We start from the raw sequence: 18,410 nt of genomic DNA, 5'->3' as shown, positions 1-18,410 counted from the left end.
CGGGAATGAGTGCTGTTCCCGCCGCGTCCCATATACGGAGGAATGTGCGAGGTAGCCGGACAGACACGGCGCCCGAGGCGTCGACGGCGGCGGGGGCCGCCCCCGTCTCCGGCGTGGAGGAGCGGAGTCCATGACCCATAGAATTCCCGGGGCCGACAGGGTCCACCGACGATGGCACGGACTGGTCCTGGCCATCGCGGTCCTGACCCTCCTGGCCCTGATCGCCGTGCTCGGCACCCGTTGGGTGGTGGCCAACCAGAGCCGGATCTTCCCCACCGCCACGCCGTGGAGCCAGGAGTGCTCGGTGTGGACCGGAGACGAGCAGGTCAAGCTCGACCGCGACCAGGCCAAGCGGGCCAGCACCGCCGCCGCCGTGATCGCCCAGGGGGACGACGCGCCCATCTCTCGGCCGGACGTCGACGACATCCCCGACGAGGTCATGGACGCGCTGGTCAACGGGCCGGAAGACGACGCGGGCCCCTCGATGAGCTGCCGCTACTCGGGTGAGGAGGTCGAGTTCGAGGAGGAGCGGCCCTCCGGAATGACCCCGCGCACCGAGACCCTCAAGGCGGGGATCGAGAACGACTTCGCCGACACCCAGATCGGCGGGTTCGTGGCCGGAGGGTACGACACCGGCCACGGCGAGGGCTCCGCGCACTACGAGGGGCGTGCGCTCGACGTCTTCTACCGACCGGTCAACGAGGACAACCGGCGGGAGGGGTGGCTGCTGGCGCACTGGCTGATCGCGCACGCACCCGACTACCAGATCGACGTGATCATCTTCGACGACAAGATCTGGAGCACCCGGTATCCCTCGATGGGGTGGCGCCACTACGAGGCCGATCCCGACAACGAGATCCTGCGCCACCTGGACCACGTGCACGTCGACGTGCTGCGCGGCCCGGAACCCGAGGACGACTGAGCGCGGGGCCGGGGCCGCGGGGCCCCGGCCCGGACCGCGTTCCGAACCGTGACGCCGGAACGCCGGGGCGGTCAGTCGTCCAGACGGAACCCGACCTTGAGGCCCACCTGGAAGTGGGCGACATCGCCGTCCTCGATGTGGCCCCGGACCTGGGTGACCTCGAACCAGTCGAGACCGCGCAGCGTGGCCGAGGCCCGCTGGATGCCGTTGCGGATCGCCTGGTCGACGCCCTCGGGAGAGGTTCCGACGATTTCCGTGACGCGGTAGGTGTGGCCGGTCATGGGTGACCCCCTGTGTAGTCGGTGGCTGGGGCCGCGCGAACCCGGCCCCGTTCCCTGCCTCCCCTCAATCCCCGCCAGCCACACAGCCCCTTCGATTTACTCCGGGAACCTTTCCGGAGAACGGATCGGTGCGCTTTGCTGTTTGTTTCTGAGGACTTTGGACCCGGTTGGGACGGGCTTGGCCCAGGTGACAGGCGTTCCGACAAGGGAATGGGCCCGCCGAACGGGATCGGAAGGGTGGGCGAAGTGTCAGATAAGTCCTGACCTGGGACTTAGGACCGGCCCTGGCGGGACTGTCCCGAGACAACGTCGTAACTCACTCTTGACGTACCCCGGGGGGCGTCGGTGTACATTGGGTCTAGCGCTTCGATCCCCCGTCGAAGCGCGGGACGATGTTTCGAGCCCCCGTCGAAACATCGCGCGCGACGCCGGGTGGTTTGCCCCCGTAACCACCCGGCGTCGCCTTTTGTCCGCACCGGTCGGCGTGAATACCCGCCCGTGGCCGGGGCTTGACCACCGAATCCGCTTTGTCGCCTGGGGACCAGCATTGGGTAATACCGCACCGGACACACACTGCTCGCGCAGGGGCTGCCGTGCCGCCGCCGAGTGGGCGCTCGTGTGGAACAACCCCAAGCTGCACACCCCCGACCGCCGCAAGGTATGGGTGGCCTGCGACGACCACCGCGAGTACCTCGCCAACTTCCTTGGCCTGCGCGGTTTCCTCCGTGAGACGGCCCCGATGGCCGAGTTCCTGGACGGAGACGGCGGCGACGCTGGTCAGCACGGCGCAGACGAGCCAGGCACCCGCCGCTGATCCGTCACCGCACGGCGGTGTTCGAGGCCCTCAGGCGGATCTCCTCGTGACGGCAGCGCGCCGCCTCGGCCACCAGTTCCAGCCGGGGACGAGCCCGGGAAGCGGCCCCCCAGACGGTTGAGGACCGGGGCCGGTCCGAGCAGGCCCGCATGGAGTCCGACCGGACCGGGGTCGGCCCCGGCCTCCTCCAGAAGGCGGCGCACCACCCGGCCTGCGGCGTACCTCGGGCCTCAGCATGCCCCTCCCGTGGGCGGTCCACCACGACGCGCACGCGGTGATGGGCGTCCACGCTCGACTCACGGGCCCGACGGGTGAGCCCCCTGCCGGAAGCAGGCGCTCGGGACCGGCGGCTGGTCCAGGCGTTCGCGGACCTGGACGGACTGCCGGGCGAGCGCCTCAGAGCGCGGAACCCGCTCGGAGCGGAGCGGTCAGGCTGGTCCACGCTCCTTGGGGGTCCAGGCGGCGCGGGCGCGTTCGAGGGCCTCGGGGGTGTCCACGTCGAACTCTTCAGGGGCGTCGGTGAGCGGCACCCGCACGGGATCGAGGGGGCTGAGCAACCGGTGGAGCGAACGCCCCGTGTACGCGTCGAGGGCGGTGCGCAGCGCCTCGGTGTTCCAGAGCCCGGTGAGCCACTGTTCGCGGTCGGTCGAGTCCACGAACACGGCCCCGTCGTGCTGCCCCTCACCGCGGTCCCGGAGCACGGCTTCCAGAGCGGCGAGGTGGTTCGGGGCCAGGTGGGGCAGGTCGGCGGCGAGCAGCGCCACCCACGCGGCGCTCACGTGGGGCAGTCCGGCGCGCAGGGCGGGGACGGGGCCCCCGCCGGGCGGGTCCTCCCGGACGTAGCGCGCACGCGGGCGGTCGCGTTCAGGCCCGACCACGGTCACGTCGGCGTGCGGTGCGTGGGCGCGTACCGCGCCGACCACGTGTTCCAGCAGAGTGCGTCCGGCGACGGTGAGGCCGGGCTTGTCGGCGCCGCCCATGCGGGTCGCCGCTCCCCCGGCCAGCACCACCGCGTCGAGGTTCTCGGTCACCCTCCCAGCATGCCGCACGCGGCGTCGGCCGGGAGGGCGGGGCTCACCCCTTGACGCACACCACCTGGCGCAGGTGGGCCACCACCTCGACGAGGTCGGTCTGCGCCTCGATCACCGACTCCAGGTCCTTGTAGGCGGCGGGGATCTCGTCCACGACCCCGAGGTCCTTGCGGCACTCGACACCCTTGGTCTGCTCGACGAGGTCGGCCCGGGTGAAGGTCTTGCGGGCCTTGTTCCGACTCATGCGGCGTCCGGCGCCGTGCGAGGCGGAGTTGAAGGAGGCGGGATTGCCGAGGCCCTTCACGATGTACGTACCGGTGGCCATGCTGCCGGGAATCACACCAAACTCTCCCGAACCCGCACGAATCGCCCCCTTGCGGGTGACGAGCACGTCCACACCGTCGTAGGTCTCCTCCGCCACGTAGTTGTGGTGGCAGGAGATCCGCTGCTCGAACGTGGTGCCGGGGACGCGCTCGGCCAGGACCTGGCAGGCCAGTCCCATCATGACGTCCCGGTTCCGGCGCGCGTAGTCCTGCGCCCAGAACAGGTCGCGCCGGTAGGCGTCCATCTCGGGGGTTCCGGACACGAACACGGCGAGGTCGCGATCGGGCAGGTCCTGGTTGTGCGGCAGCGCCTGCGCCTGGGTGATGTGGTGGTCGGCCAACTCCTTGCCGATGTTGCGGGACCCCGAGTGCAGGACCATCCAGACGGCGCCGTCGTCGTCGAGGCACACCTCCAGGAAGTGGTTCCCGCCGCCGAGGGTTCCCATCTGGCGCCGTGCGCGCTCGTTGCGGGGGTGCACGGCGGAGGCGAGCCCGTCGAATCCGTCCCAGAAGCGGTCCCAGCCGGTGCTGCCCAGCCCCGGGACGCGCGCGGGGTCGACGGGCTCGTCGTGGGCGTGGAAGCCGACAGGGACGGCGGCCTCCAGGGCCGAGCGCAGGGATCCGAGGTCGTCGGGCAGCCGTTCGGCGGTCAGGCCGGTGCGCACGGCCGTCATGCCGCAACCGATGTCGACGCCCACGGCCGCCGGGCTCACCGCGTCGCGCATCGCGACGACGGAGCCGACCGTGGCTCCCTTGCCGTAGTGGACGTCGGGCATGACGGCCAGACCGTGCGTCCAGGGCATGCTCGTCACGTTGCGGAGCTGGTCCATGGCGGCGGGCTCGACCTCCTCGGGGTCGGCCCACATGCGGATCGGTACCAGGTCCCCGGGGACCTCGGTGTAGGGCATGGGCACCTCCCGTTTCTCTCGTCGTCAGCCCGGGGCACCGTCGTTGGTCGGTGTCGGTGCCCCGGAACATCAAAGCCAGTGAGACGGAAGGACGGCAACCGCTTTACGCCGGTTCGCCCCCTTGGCGGGCCGCCGCGCGGCGCGGTCGGGTCAGCCGCCGATGGCGGACATCGGGCGGGCCGGCTGGAGGAAGCTCGGGTCGTTGATGCCGTGGCCGGGGAGCTTGGCCCCGACGGCGGCCCGCCAGCGGTCGGCGATCTCGTCGTCGGTGGCGCCCTCGCGCAGGGGCGTGCGCAGGTCGGACTCCTCTCGGGCGAAGAGGCAGTTGCGGATCTGGCCGTCGGCGGTGAGCCGGACCCGGTCGCAAGCGCCGCAGAACGGGCGGGTGACCGAACCGATGACCCCGACCGTGGCCGGTTCACCGTTGGGGAAGGTCTGGTCACGCAGGTGGAAGAGCTCGGCTGGGGCGCTGCCACGGGTGTCGGCGTCGGCCGGGTCGAGGTCGAACTCGGCCTCCAGGCGCCCCAGGATCTCGTCGGCGGTGATCATGGTGTCCCGGCGCCAGCCGTGCTGGGCGTCCAGGGGCATCTGCTCGATGAAGCGCAGTTCGTAGCCGTGCTCCACGCAGAACCGGAGGAGATCGGCGGCCTCGTGGTCGTTGACGTCGCGCATGAGCACGGCGTTGACCTTGACCGGGGTGAGTCCGGCGCTCGCCGCGGCGGCCATCCCGTCGAGGACGTCGGGCAGGCGTCGGCGCCGGGCCAGCTTCTCGAAGACGACGGGGTCGAGGGTGTCGAGGGAGACGTTGACCCGGTCCAGTCCGGCCTCGGCCAGGGCGGGCGCGGTCCGGGCGAGCCCGATCCCGTTGGTGGTCAGCGCGGTGTGCGGGCGGGGTTCGAGGGCGGTGGTGCCCGCGACGATGTTCACCAGGCCTCGTCTCAGCAGGGGCTCACCGCCGGTGAAGCGGACCTCGTCGATACCGAGGCGGGTGGTGCCGATGCGGATCAGGCGAAGGAGTTCGTCGTCGGTGAGCAGCTCCGGTTTGGGAAGCCACTCCAGTCCCTCCGGCGGCATGCAGTAGGTACATCTGAGGTTGCACCTGTCGGTGAGCGACACACGCAGGTCCGTCGCCACGCGGCCATAGGAGTCGGCCAGCACGAGCGTCATCCTCCTCTCCAGTCCGGATTTGCCTGTCGGGAAAGCACGGGGGTGCTCCCACAAGAGGGATACCCCCTCTTAAGCGTAGAAGATCCAGTTTCACGGCGAGTCGTCGCGATCACACCATTTGGCATATTTCGTCGACTCGCACGAGATCACACCGCCCTGTCTGGCCGTTGCCCCAAACACACACCGTGACCACGGCCCCCACGAGGCGCCCCGGCCCCGCCCCACGGATGTTTTAGGGTGACCACTCCGGCGGCGACCACCCGATCGTCGCAGACGGCAGCGGCAACGAGGAGGCAGGACACGGTGATCAGCACACGTGAGTGGGGGCTGGCCGGAGGGCCGGACGGTTCCGGGAGACTGGCAGCGCGGGCCTGGGCCCCGACCGAGGGCGAACCCACCTGGCTGGCCGTGCTCGTCCACGGCTACGGCGAACACCTGGGCCGCTACGAACAGGTCGCCCGGGACCTGTGCGCCGCCGGGGCGGTGGTCTACGGAGCCGACCACCGGGGCCACGGCGGCTCCTCCGGCGAGAGAGTGCTCATCGACGACTACGCCGGGGTCGTCGAGGACGTCCACCGGGTGGTCACCCAGGCCCGCACCGCCTACCGCAGCCTCCCCCTGGTGATGATCGGTCACTCCATGGGCGGCCTGATCGCCACCCGCTACGCCCAGGTGAACCCCGGCGCGGTGCAGGCCCTGGCCCTGTCCGGCCCGGTGCTGGGCCGCTGGACCGCGCTGGAGGAGATCGCCGCCGCCGAGGTGATCCCGGACGCCCCCATCGACCCGGCCGTCCTCTCGCGCGACCCCGCCGTCGGCGAGGCCTACCTGGCCGACGAACTGGTCTGGCACGGCCCCTTCAAGCGCGCCACCGTGAACGCCCTGCTCACCGAGTTGAGACGGGGCAACGACGCGGGCGGCCTCGGTTCCCTCCCCCTGCTCTGGGTGCACGGCCACGAGGACCGTCTGGTGCCGCTGGACGACACCAGGACGGGCGTCGAGGCCGTGGCGGGCGAGGACGTCACCGTGCGCGTCTTCCCCGGTGCCCGGCACGAGGTGTTCAACGAGACCAACCGCGACGAGGTGATCGCCGAGGTGGTCCGCTTCGCGAGGCGCTTCGCCGTCTGAGGACGCGGCGCGGCCAACTGCCGGTCAGACGTACAGCTGGCCGCGCGGCTGTGAGGGGTGGGCCAGGGTCTCGGCGTAGGCCGCGGCCAACCGTTCCACGGCGTCAGCCAGCACGTCCGGCGGGCGGGTGTAGGCCAGCCGCAGGTAGCGCTCCAGGGTGCCGTCCGCTCCGAACACCGGTCCGGCCGCCGGGTGCACCCCGTGCCGGACGGCGGCCTCCGACAGCGCGGTCGCGACCGGCTGGGGCATCGCCGCCCACAGCACCAGGCCGCCCCCGGGCACGCTGGGCCGCCAGTCCGGCAGGCGATCGCGCAGGGCGGACAGCAGGGCGTCCCGGTTGCGGCGCAACTGGCGACTGCGTTCGGCCCGGATGCGCATGACGTCGGACAGCAGGTGGGTCGCGGTGAGCTGGTCGTGCACCGACCCGGCCAGGTCGAAGCGCTGGCGGATCGCCATGATCCGGGTGACCATGGGCGGAGTGGCGCGCACCCAGCCCACCCGCAGCCCGCCCCAGAACAGCTTCGCCACCGAGCCCACGGTCAACACCCGCCCGTCGGTGTCGTGCGCTGCCACGGGGGCGGGCAGGTCCCCGGAGTCGATGGCCAGCTCGGCCCCGGACTCGTCGATGATCAGGTGGGAACCCGCGCGGCGGGCCTCCCGAACCAGGATCCGGCGTTCGTCGTCGTCCATGAGCGCGCCGGTCGGATTGTGGAAGTCCGGGATCATGTACGCCGCGGTCGGCCTGCGCTGACGGAAGGCGTCCACGAGGTACTCCATGTCCCAACCCTGCGGGGTCACCCCGGTGGTGCGGATGCGTGCTCCGTTGCGACGGGCCGCGTCCAGGCCGTGCGGGTAGGTGGGTGACTCCAGCAGGACCTCGTCTCCCTGGTTGACCAGCAGGTCCATCGCAAGGGTGACACCCTGCTGGGCGCCGCTGGTGACGAAGATCTGCTCTGGTGTGGTGGGCAGTCCGCGCTCCACGTACCGCCGGGCGATGGCGTGCCGCAGCTCGGGCAGACCGTAGGGGTAGTAGCCGATCCCGCCCACGTGGGCGGCGAGCTGCTCGGAGGCGTGGAAGGAGGCCGCCCGCAGCCCGTCGACCGCCGGGGGCGCGGCCACGCCGAGGTCGATCTGCTCGGCGGCGGGGACGAAGGGCGCGGGGCCCCGGGTGCCCGAGTCCGGCAGGACCGTCCAGCTGCCCGCACCCTGCCTGCTGTCGAGGAAGCTGTTGTCACGGAGCCAGCCGTAGGCGGCGGTGACCGTGTTGCGGCTGACCCCCAGGGCGGTGGCGAGGTCGCGTTCGGCGGGAAGCCGCGTGTGCGTGGGGACCCGGCCGTCGAGGACCAGCCCGCTCACGGCACGGGCGATCGCGAGGTAGTAGGGGCGTTCGACCGGGCCCTCGCCGATCAGCCGCGCGAGCAGCCGGCCGTTGATCCGCCGGGTGCCGCCGCCGGTTCCGGGATGGTCGGTGCGCTGCCTCGCCATGGGATTCACCTCACCGGGGGAGAAAACGGGCCAGTTGCCGGGATTGGCTCTTCAATCCGAGCACCACCTGGGCCACGATACCGATGTGGCCCCCCTGCGGATGGTCATCCAATCACCCAATGAATCTCTTCCGGCGTGGCGCCGGTACGCGTGAAAGTCGAGGTCGGCCTTGTCCGAACCACCCCGGAGCCCCCTGTCCGCCCTGGCCCGGCGGCTGCTGATCACCCCGGTCCTGCCGCGGCCCCGGCTCCGCCGCCTTGCCCAGCTCTACCTCGGCCTCTACTTGTACGGCCTGAGCGGCGCCCTGCTCATCCGCTCCGACCTCGGTGCGATGCCCTGGGACGTCCTGCACCAGGGGCTGTCGCGCCAGACCGGACTGTCGATCGGCACCTGGAGCGTCATCGTCGGCGCCCTGCTGATCCTGCTGTGGATCCCGCTGCGCCAGAAGGCGGGCCTCGGCACGCTGAGCAACGTGGTGATGGTCGGCGCGTCCGTGGACCTGTCCCTGTGGCTGCTGCCCGCCACCGACTCCCTGCCGGTCCGGGTACTCCTGCTGGCGTCGGGGGTCCTGGTGTGCGCGGTCGCCACCGGCCTCTACATCGGCGTCGGACTGGGCCCGGGGCCCCGGGACGGCCTGATGACCGGACTGGCCGCGCGGGGACTGTCCGTCCGGCTGGCCCGCACCCTCATCGAGGTCGCCGTCGCACTGTCCGGGTTCCTGCTCGGCGGGACGGTCGGCGTGGGAACCGTGGTGTTCATGGTGACGATCGGCCCCCTGGCCCAGGTCTTCCTCCCGATGTTGCGGATGCCGGAGGATACGCCGGAAAGCCCCACTCTGACGGGCCGTTAGCACGTCCGTCACCGCTCGTTGATCACCACGTCATAACTTCTCCCCACTGAAAGCCACCCATTCCGCGACATACTTCTCGCCCATCCGAATGCACGTGCATCCGCCTGTAGCCAGGCCCCCACAGAGCATGGAAGATGGGGACCGCGGTGACCGGCGGGGACGGGTCCTTTTCCACAACCGGCCTTTTCGCCTGCCCACACCTGGGCACATACCCGGGTACGAGGCGGCTGTGGGCGGTCCGGGGGGAAGAGCATGACCCGAACGGCGTCCCGACCCGAAGGCGGGTCGGGAGACAGGTCCCCGACGGGGTGCGCACACGGGCGTGCGCGCGCAGGATCGCGCGGAAGCGACAGTCCCCGTGGCGACGGGGCGGCTCGCGCCACCGCACAGACGAAGACGACGTGTTGGGGGTGAGCCGCGTGCCCGGCTGGATTGAAGACTACGCAATGATCGGCGACATGCAGACCGCCGCGCTGGTCGGGCTGGACGGGTCCATCGACTGGGCGTGCCTTCCCGACTTCGACTCCTCGGCCTGCTTCTCCGCGATCCTGGGCGACGAACAGAACGGTCACTGGACCCTGCGCCCGGCCGAAGGAAGCCCCCGGGCCGACCGGCGCCACTACCGGGGCGAGACCCTCATCCTGGAACAGGAGTGGGACACCGACACCGGATCCGTCCGGGTCATCGACTTCATGCCGCCCCGGGGTGGCGCCCCGCACATCGTGCGGATCGTGGAGGGGTTGAGCGGCACCGTGCGCATGAGCACCACCATGCGCATCCGTTTCGACTACGGCCACGTCGTCCCGTGGATGCACCGCGCCGGGACCGAACTGGTCGCGATCGCCGGGCCCGACGCGATCTGGCTGAGCGCCCCCGTGGCCCTCAAGGGCCACAACTTCACCCACGACACCACCTTCACCGTCACCGCAGGGCAGCGCGTGCCGTTCGTGATGACCTGGCACCCCTCCCAGGTGGAGGAGTCCGACCACCTGGACGCGGAGAAGGCCCTCTCCCGCACCGAAAGGTTCTGGGAGAAGTGGGTGGACCAGTGCACCTACGAGGGCCCCTACCGTGAGGCGGTGGTGCGCTCCCTCATCACCCTGAAGGGGCTCACCTACCGCCCCACCGGCGGGATCGTGGCCGCGCCCACCACCTCCCTGCCCGAGGAGATCGGCGGTGTCCGCAACTGGGACTACCGGTACTGCTGGCTGCGGGACGCCACCATCACCCTGGAGGCACTGATCCGCTCCGGGTACACGGACGAGGCGATGGCCTGGCGCGAGTGGCTGGCCCGGGCGGTCGCCGGTGAACCCCAGCTGATGCAGATCATGTACGGCATCCGGGGGGAGCGCCGCCTCACCGAGTGGGAGGCCGAGTGGCTCCCGGGATACGAGTCCTCCGCCCCGGTCCGCGTCGGCAACGCCGCGGTGGGCCAGTACCAGCTGGACGTGTACGGCGAGGTCATGGACGTGCTGCACCTGGCCAGGCGCTCGGGCATCCAGGGTGGCGAGCACCTGTGGGGGCTCCAGCGGTCCCTGGTCAACTACCTGGAGTGGTGCTGGGACGAGCCCGACGAGGGCCTCTGGGAAGTGCGCGGCCCCAGGCAGCACTTCGTCCACTCCAAGGTGATGGCCTGGGTGGCCGCCGACCGGGCGGTGCGCAGCATCGAGGAGTTCAACACCGAGGGGCCCATCGAACGCTGGAGGGCGCTGCGCGACACCATCCACGCCGAGGTGTGCGAGTACGGCTACGACCCCCAGCGCAACACCTTCACCCAGTACTACGGCAGCAAGGAGCTGGACGCCGCCCTGCTGCTCATCCCCGAGGTCGGCTTCCTCCCCTACGACGACCCCCGCGTGGTCGGCACCATCGAGGCGGTCCGCGAGGACCTGATGGTGGACGGGTTCGTGCTCCGCTACCGCACGGACCTGGAGAACTCCGCGGACCAGCTCCCCGGGGACGAGGGGGCCTTCCTGGCGTGCAGCTTCTGGATGGCCAACGCCCTGCTGTCCATCGGCCGCCAGGAGGAGGCTCGTGAGCTGTTCGAGCGGTTGCTCTCCCTGCGCAACGACGTCGGCCTGCTCGCCGAGGAGTGGGACCCCGGGGCCGGCCGCCAGGTGGGGAACTTCCCGCAGGCCTTCAGCCACGTGCCCCTGGTGACCACGGCGCTCAACCTCGCCGACCGCCAGGGAGGGTGGCGCGCCGAGTAGCCCTTCCCTCGGTCCGATAGCCCCCCGTGCCAACGCGGGGGCTTTCGTCGTGGGTCAAGCAGCTGGCCGCATGCGGCCACACCGGGTGTCGTCTCCCGCCGCGAAACCCTGGTAAAAAGCCTGTTGGCGCTTCTCCCGCCCCCAGAAAACCCAACCCGCGGCCCTGGCTCAGGACCGCAGGACAACACGGAGCCCCCCTTGCACACGTCGGCACCCGCAACCGGATCCGTCCCGCTCGTGAGCACCACGCCCCCGCCCCCGGAAGCGAAGCGGTGAAGGACACGGGGCCCGCATCGTGTTGGCGAGCGATCAGGAGCGTCCGCCCGTGTACCGAGGGGCTCGAGAACCTCGAGACCCTCAGATGACGGAGAAGAGCAGAACCGGGCCTCTTACCAGGGCCAAAGATTCCTGCGGCAGGTGCTCCTCGTCACCACGGAGTAGTCGCGAAAGTCCCACCGGCGACACACGGGAACTCCCGCCCCGCCCACAGAACGAAGCCCCTCACAAGAAGAGCACAAGAAGGCCCCGTGGCAGACTTTATCACTGAAGCCCGTATGTCTGTGATCGCGATCACTGCGGCTGGAACAATCGCAGGAAGTTTCTTCGGAAAAAAATCCGAGGAAGCCAAACAAAAACAGCTGGAAGCACAGAGACTGACTCTCGACGGACCCGAGAAGAGCATCAAGGATAAACTCAGTGACGTTGCGTTCAAATTCGAGACCATCCGAGATTCGGAAACCAGACTAGAAAGCAACATGAAGACGGATTTCGACGATATAGAAACGAAGCTCAAGCGGATTGAAAAATTCGCCGAACCCAAGCTCACATCAGATCAGAAGGGAGTACAGGACCTCTTCGAGACGGCTGCCGCGGCCCGGAATCCGGAATCCACTAAGCAGCCGGAAGCGGCGAAGCCCGAATCATCCGTGCCGGAGGCCAGTGAAATCAGGAGACCCAAAAGTGTACTCCCGTGGATGAGATCGAAGCTGACCCGGAGCGACCCCACGCAAGGAATGGACAGGTGAAATGCTGATCTACTCGGTTATTCTGTTGCTCATCATGATGGCATCGGCCGCACTCACCGCCGCTCACGCGTTCCACAGAAGGAGGGTCAGGACATCAGGCGTCCATGTTCCCGACATGGACGATCTGAAGCGTCTGGAAAAAGACCTGGAGAGGATCCAGGAAGACCGCAACAGCGTCGCCCGCGCAGACGGATCACTCGGAGGAAGAATCAGGGCACTCCAAAGCGCGGCACGGGAGATAGGAAGGGAGGACGAGGGGCTCAGCAGCGATTATGTCACAAAGACTCTTCTGGAGGTCCGAGAGCTCTCAGAGTCAGCCGCCGCTCCACACCTCGCTGACCCCACGTCCCAGTAACGGGACCCGATCGCGCAAGCTCAACAGAGGAGTCCGCCGTCATTACGGTGCCGATAGTCGTCGTAGGGGTTCTGGCCGCCCTGGCCACCACCGCCGCAATCATGTCCACCCAGTTGTTCAAGAGGAAGTCCGAAAACGAGCAGCGGAAAACAGATCACATAGAACTGGAGAGCAAGGAAAAAACGGAGAGAATCCTCGATGATGCCGTCACGATGGTGAACAAGATCGAGGAGATCCGATATTCCCTCACTGAGGGCAAAACCAGGAATGCAGGGAGGTACGCCGACCAGGCGGAGTATCTGGCCGAGTCCCTGGACGAAGCCAAGGGAAATATCACCTTGCAGCTCGCCAAGATCAGGGCGAACTACCACGTCCTCCTCGAAGCAGGGAACGTCCGGGAGTTGAGCGACGGAACGCACGAGGTCATCGATCTTTCAGGCCTGAATGAATCCCAGGAACAGGTAGTACGTCTGGCAATCGAACAGGACAACGCGTACATCACGAAGTCTCACAACGTTATGAACGTCATCGCAAGACTGACTGTGAAAGTGAACGAAATAAGGGATGATCTGACAGTCACAGCCAACAGTTCGGCACAGGATCTCCTCCAGCAGAACAAGGCTCCGGAGGGCCTCTACCAGGAGGCACTCACTGAGATCGTCGAAACCTACCAGCCAGAGGAGGACGAAAACCCGGACCGACGCCCGACGCCAATTGAGTCCGGTCCCCCGGAGCGCCAATTGGGAACAGGTGAGGGATCCCTCGAACCGACCATTCAAGAGACCTCGGAAGGCGAGACTTCCAGTGCTCCGGAATCAGTTTATGGATCACCGAGCGTTCGTCTTCTTGAGCTTGCCAAGAAGGCCCAGACCTCGGTTCCGAAAGAGACTCACAAGGAAATTGGACTGGGTGACTGACCATGACTGATGCCATCTGGATCACCCTCTTGATCGTGTTCTCTGTCCCCGCCTACCTTGCCCTGAGCTGGGTCCACGGCGACTCTAGAAGACGCTCCATTCACGCAACGGAGGAGCTGGTCGTCACCGACCTCATTCTCGAGAGGAAGGAACGGAGTCTGGAAATTGCCCGCCAATCGTTCCAGGATCGACTGACCGCAGTCCGGAACTGCGAGTACCGAATCTACGGATACATGCCCAGCAGCGATCATCCGGAACAGCTCAAGGCCATCGTCAGCCCGCAACATGCCCAGGAACACCTCGACCACATGTTGAGGACCTACGACGGAGCGGAACAGCGCGCCAGGGAGCTGCACGCGGAGCTGGAAAAGCACCTGGAGGAGAAGCGGGTCCGGATCCGGGAGACCAACCGTCGTTTCCTCGTCGTCGACCGGGTGCTCAGCGTTTCGGCAGTGGTCCTACGTCTCTGTCTGGTCATTACGGTTCTGCTGGCCCTGACAGCAGTCTTGTTCGGACCGTTCGTGTGACGAGGACGCGCCCGGGAGGGCACCGTCGCCACACGAACGACGGTGCCCGATGGGAAGGTGCCCATTGACACCGTCTTGCGCGGACCGGGTGAAGCGGGATCAGTCACTCCCTGATCAGCGTGGAGTCCGCCCACACGGGACGGACCCTGGTGTCCTGGCTCTCCACCTCGAGGCACAGGCGCGGGGCGTCGGAGACGTCGCACCCGATCTCCATCGCCTCACCAGTCGCAGGGGCTCCACACCCGTCTGCGTGGTGAACTCCCCCGAACCCGGACCATCCCGCTCACACCTGGTCCGATGGCGGGAGCGCTGCCCGCCGATGACCGTCCATGCTCGCTGCCGTGACGCGGAGTGAGACGATCGAAGGGCCGAACCGGACCTGGTTGTCCGTGGCTGGCGCTAGTGTTCTGGCCATGTCGAACAAGGACCTGCACGAGATCATGGACAGCGGTTGGGCGAAGGCGCTGGAGCCGGTCGCCCCGCAGATCGCCGCTATGGGCGACTTCCTCCGTCAGGAGGTCGCCGAGGGCCGCACCTACCTGCCCGCCGGGGACCACGTGCTCCGTGCCTTCCAACAGCCCTTCGACGACGTGCGCGTGCTGATCGTGGGACAGGACCCCTACCCCACGCCCGGGAACGCCGTCGGTCTGAGCTTCTCGGTGGCGCCCGAGGTCCGTCTCCCCGCGAGCCTGCGCAACATCTACAAGGAGATGGGCGAGGACCTGGGTACCCCGATGCCTTCCAACGGTGACCTCACCCCGTGGACCCAGCAGGGTGTCCTGCTGCTCAACCGGGTCCTGACGGTGGCCCCGGGCAACGCCGGTTCGCACCGGGGCAAGGGCTGGGAGGCCGTCACCGAGCAGGCCATCCGGGCGCTGGCCGAGCGGGGCAAGCCGCTCGTGTCGATCCTGTGGGGCCGTGACGCCCGCAATCTGCGCCCGCTGATGCCGGGCATCCCGTGTGTGGAGTCCGCGCACCCCAGCCCGCTCTCGGCCCGCAACGGCTTCTTCGGTTCCAAGCCGTTCAGCAGGACCAACGAGATGCTCAGGGAACAGGGCGCCGAGCCGGTGAACTGGCAGCTGCCCTAGGGCGTCTCACCCCCGTGAGCGTCCACTCCCCCGTGGGCGCTCGTACAACGGACAACCCCATATTCGCGAAACCCCTTCTGACGTGCGGACTCGACGCCACCCCCGGTGTCGGGTCCGATCGCGTTCCCGCCCCCAGGCACCCCCGGACGAGGAAGAGGCACCGACCCGATGGCCAAACGGCTCACCTACAGTGACGCGCTGAGGATCCTCGGCAACAGCGACTCGGAGGCACTCGACCTCGCGGAGAAGGTGGCCGAAGGCGGCCTCGGCCTGGTGGGAGTCCCCGACGTCTTCGGGGTGCGCGGCGCCCTGGTGAGCAAGGGCCGCCAACTGTTGGAGGGACTGGGCGGCAGGCTCCGGGGCGAGAACCGGATGTCCCGCACCGAGAAGATCCAGGCGGCCCACCAGATTCTGGTGATCACGTCGGTGTTCGAGTCGGCGGAGGAGGTGTTCACCAGGATCGGGATGCCCTTCGGGCTGGACGACCTGGAGATCACCTCTGAGGAGCAGTTCACGTTGTTGCGGGAACGTCTCGTGGAGATCCCGGGACCGGGGCTGTCATTCCCGATCACACACTCCGGCAGTCGCAGGAAGCACGGTTCGGTGACTGCGGAGTACATGAAGGGTATGGCCGCCCACCTCACGGACTTCTTCTGTGCGCTCGCGGTAGCCGAACGGCACGGAATCACCTGGGACCACCATCTGATGAGGAAGTTCCGGAGTTCCATGGCCCAGGTGGTACCGGGGCGTCTGGACGAGAACATCCGGCGGTTGGGTGCTGAAGTCCCCGAATTCAGTCTGTGGCTGCACGCGGGCGAGCACGATCGAACCCGGCAGGCGATCGGCGCTGGCCTGACCGATCTGCATGCGCAACTGGCCCGGATGGGCTCCGCCCGTCCCGTCTCACGGCGGAGGCAGGAACTCACGGCCTCCTACCAGGCGGTGCTCAACCGGCCGATCCTGCGTTCCGACGACGCACCGGCAGGGCTGGTGCTCCCCTCGCTCCGTACGGGCTACATCCCGCCGCGCGGGCGGATCACCATGGCACGCGAGAACAGCAGCCCCGCCAGCGACGACTGGTGGCAGGAGTTCCCGGTCCAGGACGACCTCCAGACGATCGTGGCCTCCCTGATCACACACCCACGCGCCACCGAATACCCCACGGTGGTCCTGGGCCACCCCGGCGCGGGCAAGTCCAAGTTCACCGAGATGCTCGCCGCCCAACTGCCGCCGGAGGACTTCCTCCCCATCCGCGTGGAGCTGCGCGCCGTCAGCCCCAACGCGCCTCTGCACGTCCAGATCGAGGAGGGGCTACGGGCGGATCTGCACGCCACCGTGTCCTGGCGGGAGTTGGCCGACGACGCCGACGGTGCGCTGCCCGTGATCATTCTGGACGGATTCGACGAACTCCTCCAAGCGACTGGGGTCGACCGGTCCGACTACCTGGAGCGAGTTCAGGAGTTCCAGGAGAAGCAGGAGCACATGGGGCAGCCGGTGGTCGTGATCGTCACCAGCCGCACCCTGGTGGCGGACCGGACCCGGTTCCCCCCATTGACCACGGTCATCCGGCTGGAGCCCTTCGACGACGCCCAGATCGAGCAGATGCTTCGGGTGTGGAACGAGGCGAACGACGCCTCGAAACTGCGGCCCCTGACGCCGGAGGCGGTGCTCCGCTACCGCGATCTCGCCGAGCAGCCCCTCCTCCTGATCATGCTGCTCTTCTACGACGCCCACGGCAACGCACTGCTCAACGCCTCGGACACCCTCTCCCACGGAGAGCTGTACGAGCGGCTGCTCACCATGTTCGCGCGGCGGGAGGTCGACAAGCACCGGCCCCACCTGGGCGGCCGGGACCTCGCCCGGGCGATCGAGGACGAGCTGCGGCGTCTGGAGGTGGCCGCGATGGCGATGTTCGCACGCGGACGCCAGAGCGTGCGCGCGGAGGAACTGGACGCGGACCTGGCCGTTCTCATGCCGGAGGCCGCCCAGACACCCGTCAACGCCGACCTGCACGGTCAGATCGCTCCAGCCCATCAGGTGCTGGGACGGTTCTTCTTCGTCCACGAGGCGCGTTCCAGAACCACGGACGGCACGAACAGCGCCTTCGAGTTCCTCCACGCCACCTTCGGGGAGTATCTGGTGGCCCGCATGGTGGTGGCGGCCCTGGAGGAGCTGGTCGAGGACCGCGCCCGGGTGTCCCGTCGCCGAAGCCGGGCCCTGCACCTGGACGACGGTGAGCTGTACGCGCTGGCGTCCTTCGCCGCCTACGCGGGCCGGGACAGGGTAGCGACCTTCCTGGACGAGCTCCTGAGTCGACGGCTGGAGGAGGAACCGGACCTGCGGGAGGAGTTCCGGGAACTGCTCCTCGACCTCTTCCGGGAAGCTCCCTACCCTGCGGCCAACCGCTCGTTCCCCGGTTACGAGCCCATACGAATGCCCCTCACCTCACGGGAGGCCCGCTACACAGCGAACCTCGTCACCCTCCTCATTCTGGTCAGCGAGGAGCCGGTCGCCCTGGAGAACCTCTTCCCCGACACCGGCGACCCCTGGCAGGCCTGGCGGCAGACGGTCTCTCTCTGGCGGGCCCTGCCCGCCTCCCAGTGGTTCGGCATCCTCGACATCATCAGAATGCGCCACGTCGGGTACTGGGACAGCGAGCATCCCCTCAGCATGCTCAGCCGCAACCGGGGTGAACCCATGAACCTGGGAGAGTGCGTGGGCTTCGAGCTACGCGCGGATGCTCCCGGGGACACCCCCACCACTCTCAACCCCTACGAGGTGGAGGTCCCTTACGGGACTGTGAGCTCGCGGCTGCTCAGGTCCACGGCGATGCGTGCCAACGGAACCGCCTCCCGGCTAGCCCTCCTGCTCACCCCGTACCTGCGCTACGTCTCCGACGACATCGGCACCTGGTACACGGATGGGGGAGGGAACGCCTGGGTCGAGGCCCACGAGGTCCTGCGCCTGCGCCTGGAACCAATCGACCAGATCCCGGAGGCGATGGTTGCCGATCGCCTGCACAGCTACTCCCGCCTCATGTTCCGGGACGCACCGGACCAGGTGGTGCTCACCGTATTGCGCCAGGCCCTGGAGGACCTGCGCTCCTGGCCCCACCACCTGAGTCCGGACTCCCGTCGGAAGCTCTCCCAGATGGTTCAGAAGGCGCTCCGTGGCGTGCACAGGAGCCCCACCACCCCACAGGAGGTCTGGGACTCCTTCCAGCGGCTCCGCGGAGAACTGATGACGCTCCTGGGGAAACTGGAGAACCATCCCGGGGAGGAGCGCTGGAGCGTCACACCCTCCCTGCCCGACAACCATTCCGCGTCATCGGGACCGATCCGGCACTCCGGGTTCCCGGGCGGCTCCGCCGGACCGGGGTAGG

The 18,410-nt window shown here is 68.4% G+C and carries 16 protein-coding genes; 11 read left to right on the top strand and 5 right to left on the bottom strand.

Annotated features, from left to right (window positions below; translation table 11 throughout):
* Positions 1-130 precede the first annotated feature (130 nt).
* Positions 131-922 carry a hypothetical protein gene (locus tag D452_RS0113765; protein ID WP_017544733.1) on the top strand — a complete coding sequence of 264 codons (792 nt, stop codon included), beginning with the start codon at positions 131-133 and terminating at the stop codon, positions 920-922.
* A 71-nt stretch (positions 923-993) separates the two neighbouring features.
* Here the strand turns inward: D452_RS0113765 and D452_RS0113760 are convergent, their stop codons facing one another.
* Positions 994-1,203: a dodecin gene (locus D452_RS0113760; RefSeq protein ID WP_017544732.1), complete on the bottom strand. Its 210-nt coding sequence runs from the start codon at positions 1,201-1,203 to the stop codon at positions 994-996.
* A 547-nt stretch (positions 1,204-1,750) separates the two neighbouring features.
* On the opposite strand from D452_RS0113760, the gene D452_RS28260 reads away from it, so the two are divergent.
* Positions 1,751-2,017 carry a hypothetical protein gene (locus tag D452_RS28260; protein WP_083927519.1) on the top strand — a complete coding sequence of 89 codons (267 nt, stop codon included), beginning with the start codon at positions 1,751-1,753 and terminating at the stop codon, positions 2,015-2,017.
* A 428-nt stretch (positions 2,018-2,445) separates the two neighbouring features.
* On the opposite strand, the gene mobA is transcribed toward D452_RS28260, so the two are convergent.
* The 3 genes from mobA to moaA form a co-directional block, all read right to left on the bottom strand.
* The gene (gene mobA, locus D452_RS0113750; protein ID WP_017544730.1) at positions 2,446-3,048 is read right to left on the bottom strand and encodes a molybdenum cofactor guanylyltransferase; all 603 of its coding nucleotides are present in this window, start codon (positions 3,046-3,048) and stop codon (positions 2,446-2,448) included.
* A gap of 43 nt (positions 3,049-3,091) precedes the next feature.
* Entirely contained in the window at positions 3,092-4,279 is a 1,188-nt protein-coding gene (locus D452_RS0113745; RefSeq protein WP_017544729.1) for an RtcB family protein, read from the bottom strand.
* A gap of 150 nt (positions 4,280-4,429) precedes the next feature.
* Positions 4,430-5,437: a GTP 3',8-cyclase MoaA gene (gene moaA, locus D452_RS0113740; protein ID WP_026129284.1), complete on the bottom strand. Its 1,008-nt coding sequence runs from the start codon at positions 5,435-5,437 to the stop codon at positions 4,430-4,432.
* Positions 5,438-5,749: 312 nt separating this feature from the next.
* Here moaA and D452_RS0113735 point away from each other — a divergent pair, with 312 nt between their 5' ends.
* Positions 5,750-6,571 carry an alpha/beta hydrolase gene (locus tag D452_RS0113735; RefSeq protein WP_017544727.1) on the top strand — a complete coding sequence of 274 codons (822 nt, stop codon included), beginning with the start codon at positions 5,750-5,752 and terminating at the stop codon, positions 6,569-6,571.
* A 24-nt stretch (positions 6,572-6,595) separates the two neighbouring features.
* On the opposite strand, the gene yczR is transcribed toward D452_RS0113735, so the two are convergent.
* Positions 6,596-8,056 (bottom strand): MocR-like transcription factor YczR, encoded by a 1,461-nt coding sequence (yczR, locus tag D452_RS0113730; RefSeq protein ID WP_017544726.1) that lies wholly within the window; start codon positions 8,054-8,056, stop codon positions 6,596-6,598.
* A gap of 169 nt (positions 8,057-8,225) precedes the next feature.
* Between yczR and yczE the strand changes: the two genes are divergently transcribed.
* The 8 genes from yczE (at position 8,226) to D452_RS0113690 (ending at position 18,409) form a co-directional block, all read left to right on the top strand.
* Positions 8,226-8,906 carry a membrane protein YczE gene (yczE, locus tag D452_RS0113725; protein WP_017544725.1) on the top strand — a complete coding sequence of 227 codons (681 nt, stop codon included), beginning with the start codon at positions 8,226-8,228 and terminating at the stop codon, positions 8,904-8,906.
* Between the two features lie 404 nt (positions 8,907-9,310).
* A complete protein-coding gene (locus tag D452_RS0113720; protein ID WP_239646386.1) occupies positions 9,311-11,116 on the top strand; it encodes a glycoside hydrolase family 15 protein in 1,806 nt (601 codons plus the stop codon).
* A 527-nt stretch (positions 11,117-11,643) separates the two neighbouring features.
* Positions 11,644-12,141: a hypothetical protein gene (locus tag D452_RS30390; RefSeq protein ID WP_152498589.1), complete on the top strand. Its 498-nt coding sequence runs from the start codon at positions 11,644-11,646 to the stop codon at positions 12,139-12,141.
* Between the two features lies 1 nt (position 12,142).
* Complete coding sequence (locus D452_RS0113715; protein WP_017544723.1) at positions 12,143-12,496, top strand: hypothetical protein; 354 nt, start codon at positions 12,143-12,145, stop codon at positions 12,494-12,496.
* Positions 12,497-12,543: 47 nt separating this feature from the next.
* On the top strand, positions 12,544-13,413 hold the full coding sequence (locus D452_RS0113710; protein ID WP_017544722.1) for a hypothetical protein: 870 nt from the start codon (positions 12,544-12,546) through the stop codon (positions 13,411-13,413).
* Between the two features lie 2 nt (positions 13,414-13,415).
* Entirely contained in the window at positions 13,416-13,940 is a 525-nt protein-coding gene (locus tag D452_RS0113705; RefSeq protein WP_017544721.1) for a hypothetical protein, read from the top strand.
* 413 nt (positions 13,941-14,353) lie between these two features.
* Positions 14,354-15,028: a uracil-DNA glycosylase gene (locus D452_RS0113695; protein ID WP_017544719.1), complete on the top strand. Its 675-nt coding sequence runs from the start codon at positions 14,354-14,356 to the stop codon at positions 15,026-15,028.
* 168 nt (positions 15,029-15,196) lie between these two features.
* Complete coding sequence (locus tag D452_RS0113690) at positions 15,197-18,409, top strand: NACHT domain-containing protein (RefSeq protein ID WP_017544718.1); 3,213 nt, start codon at positions 15,197-15,199, stop codon at positions 18,407-18,409.
* The last annotated feature ends 1 nt before the right edge of the window (position 18,410 follow it).

The sequence above is a fragment of the Nocardiopsis prasina DSM 43845 genome (assembly GCF_000341265.1).
In the GTDB taxonomy this organism is placed as follows: Bacteria; Actinomycetota; Actinomycetes; order Streptosporangiales; family Streptosporangiaceae; genus Nocardiopsis; species Nocardiopsis prasina.
The sequence above is the reverse complement of the archived record's forward strand: the minus strand, read 5'-3'. Positions and strand labels throughout refer to the sequence as shown.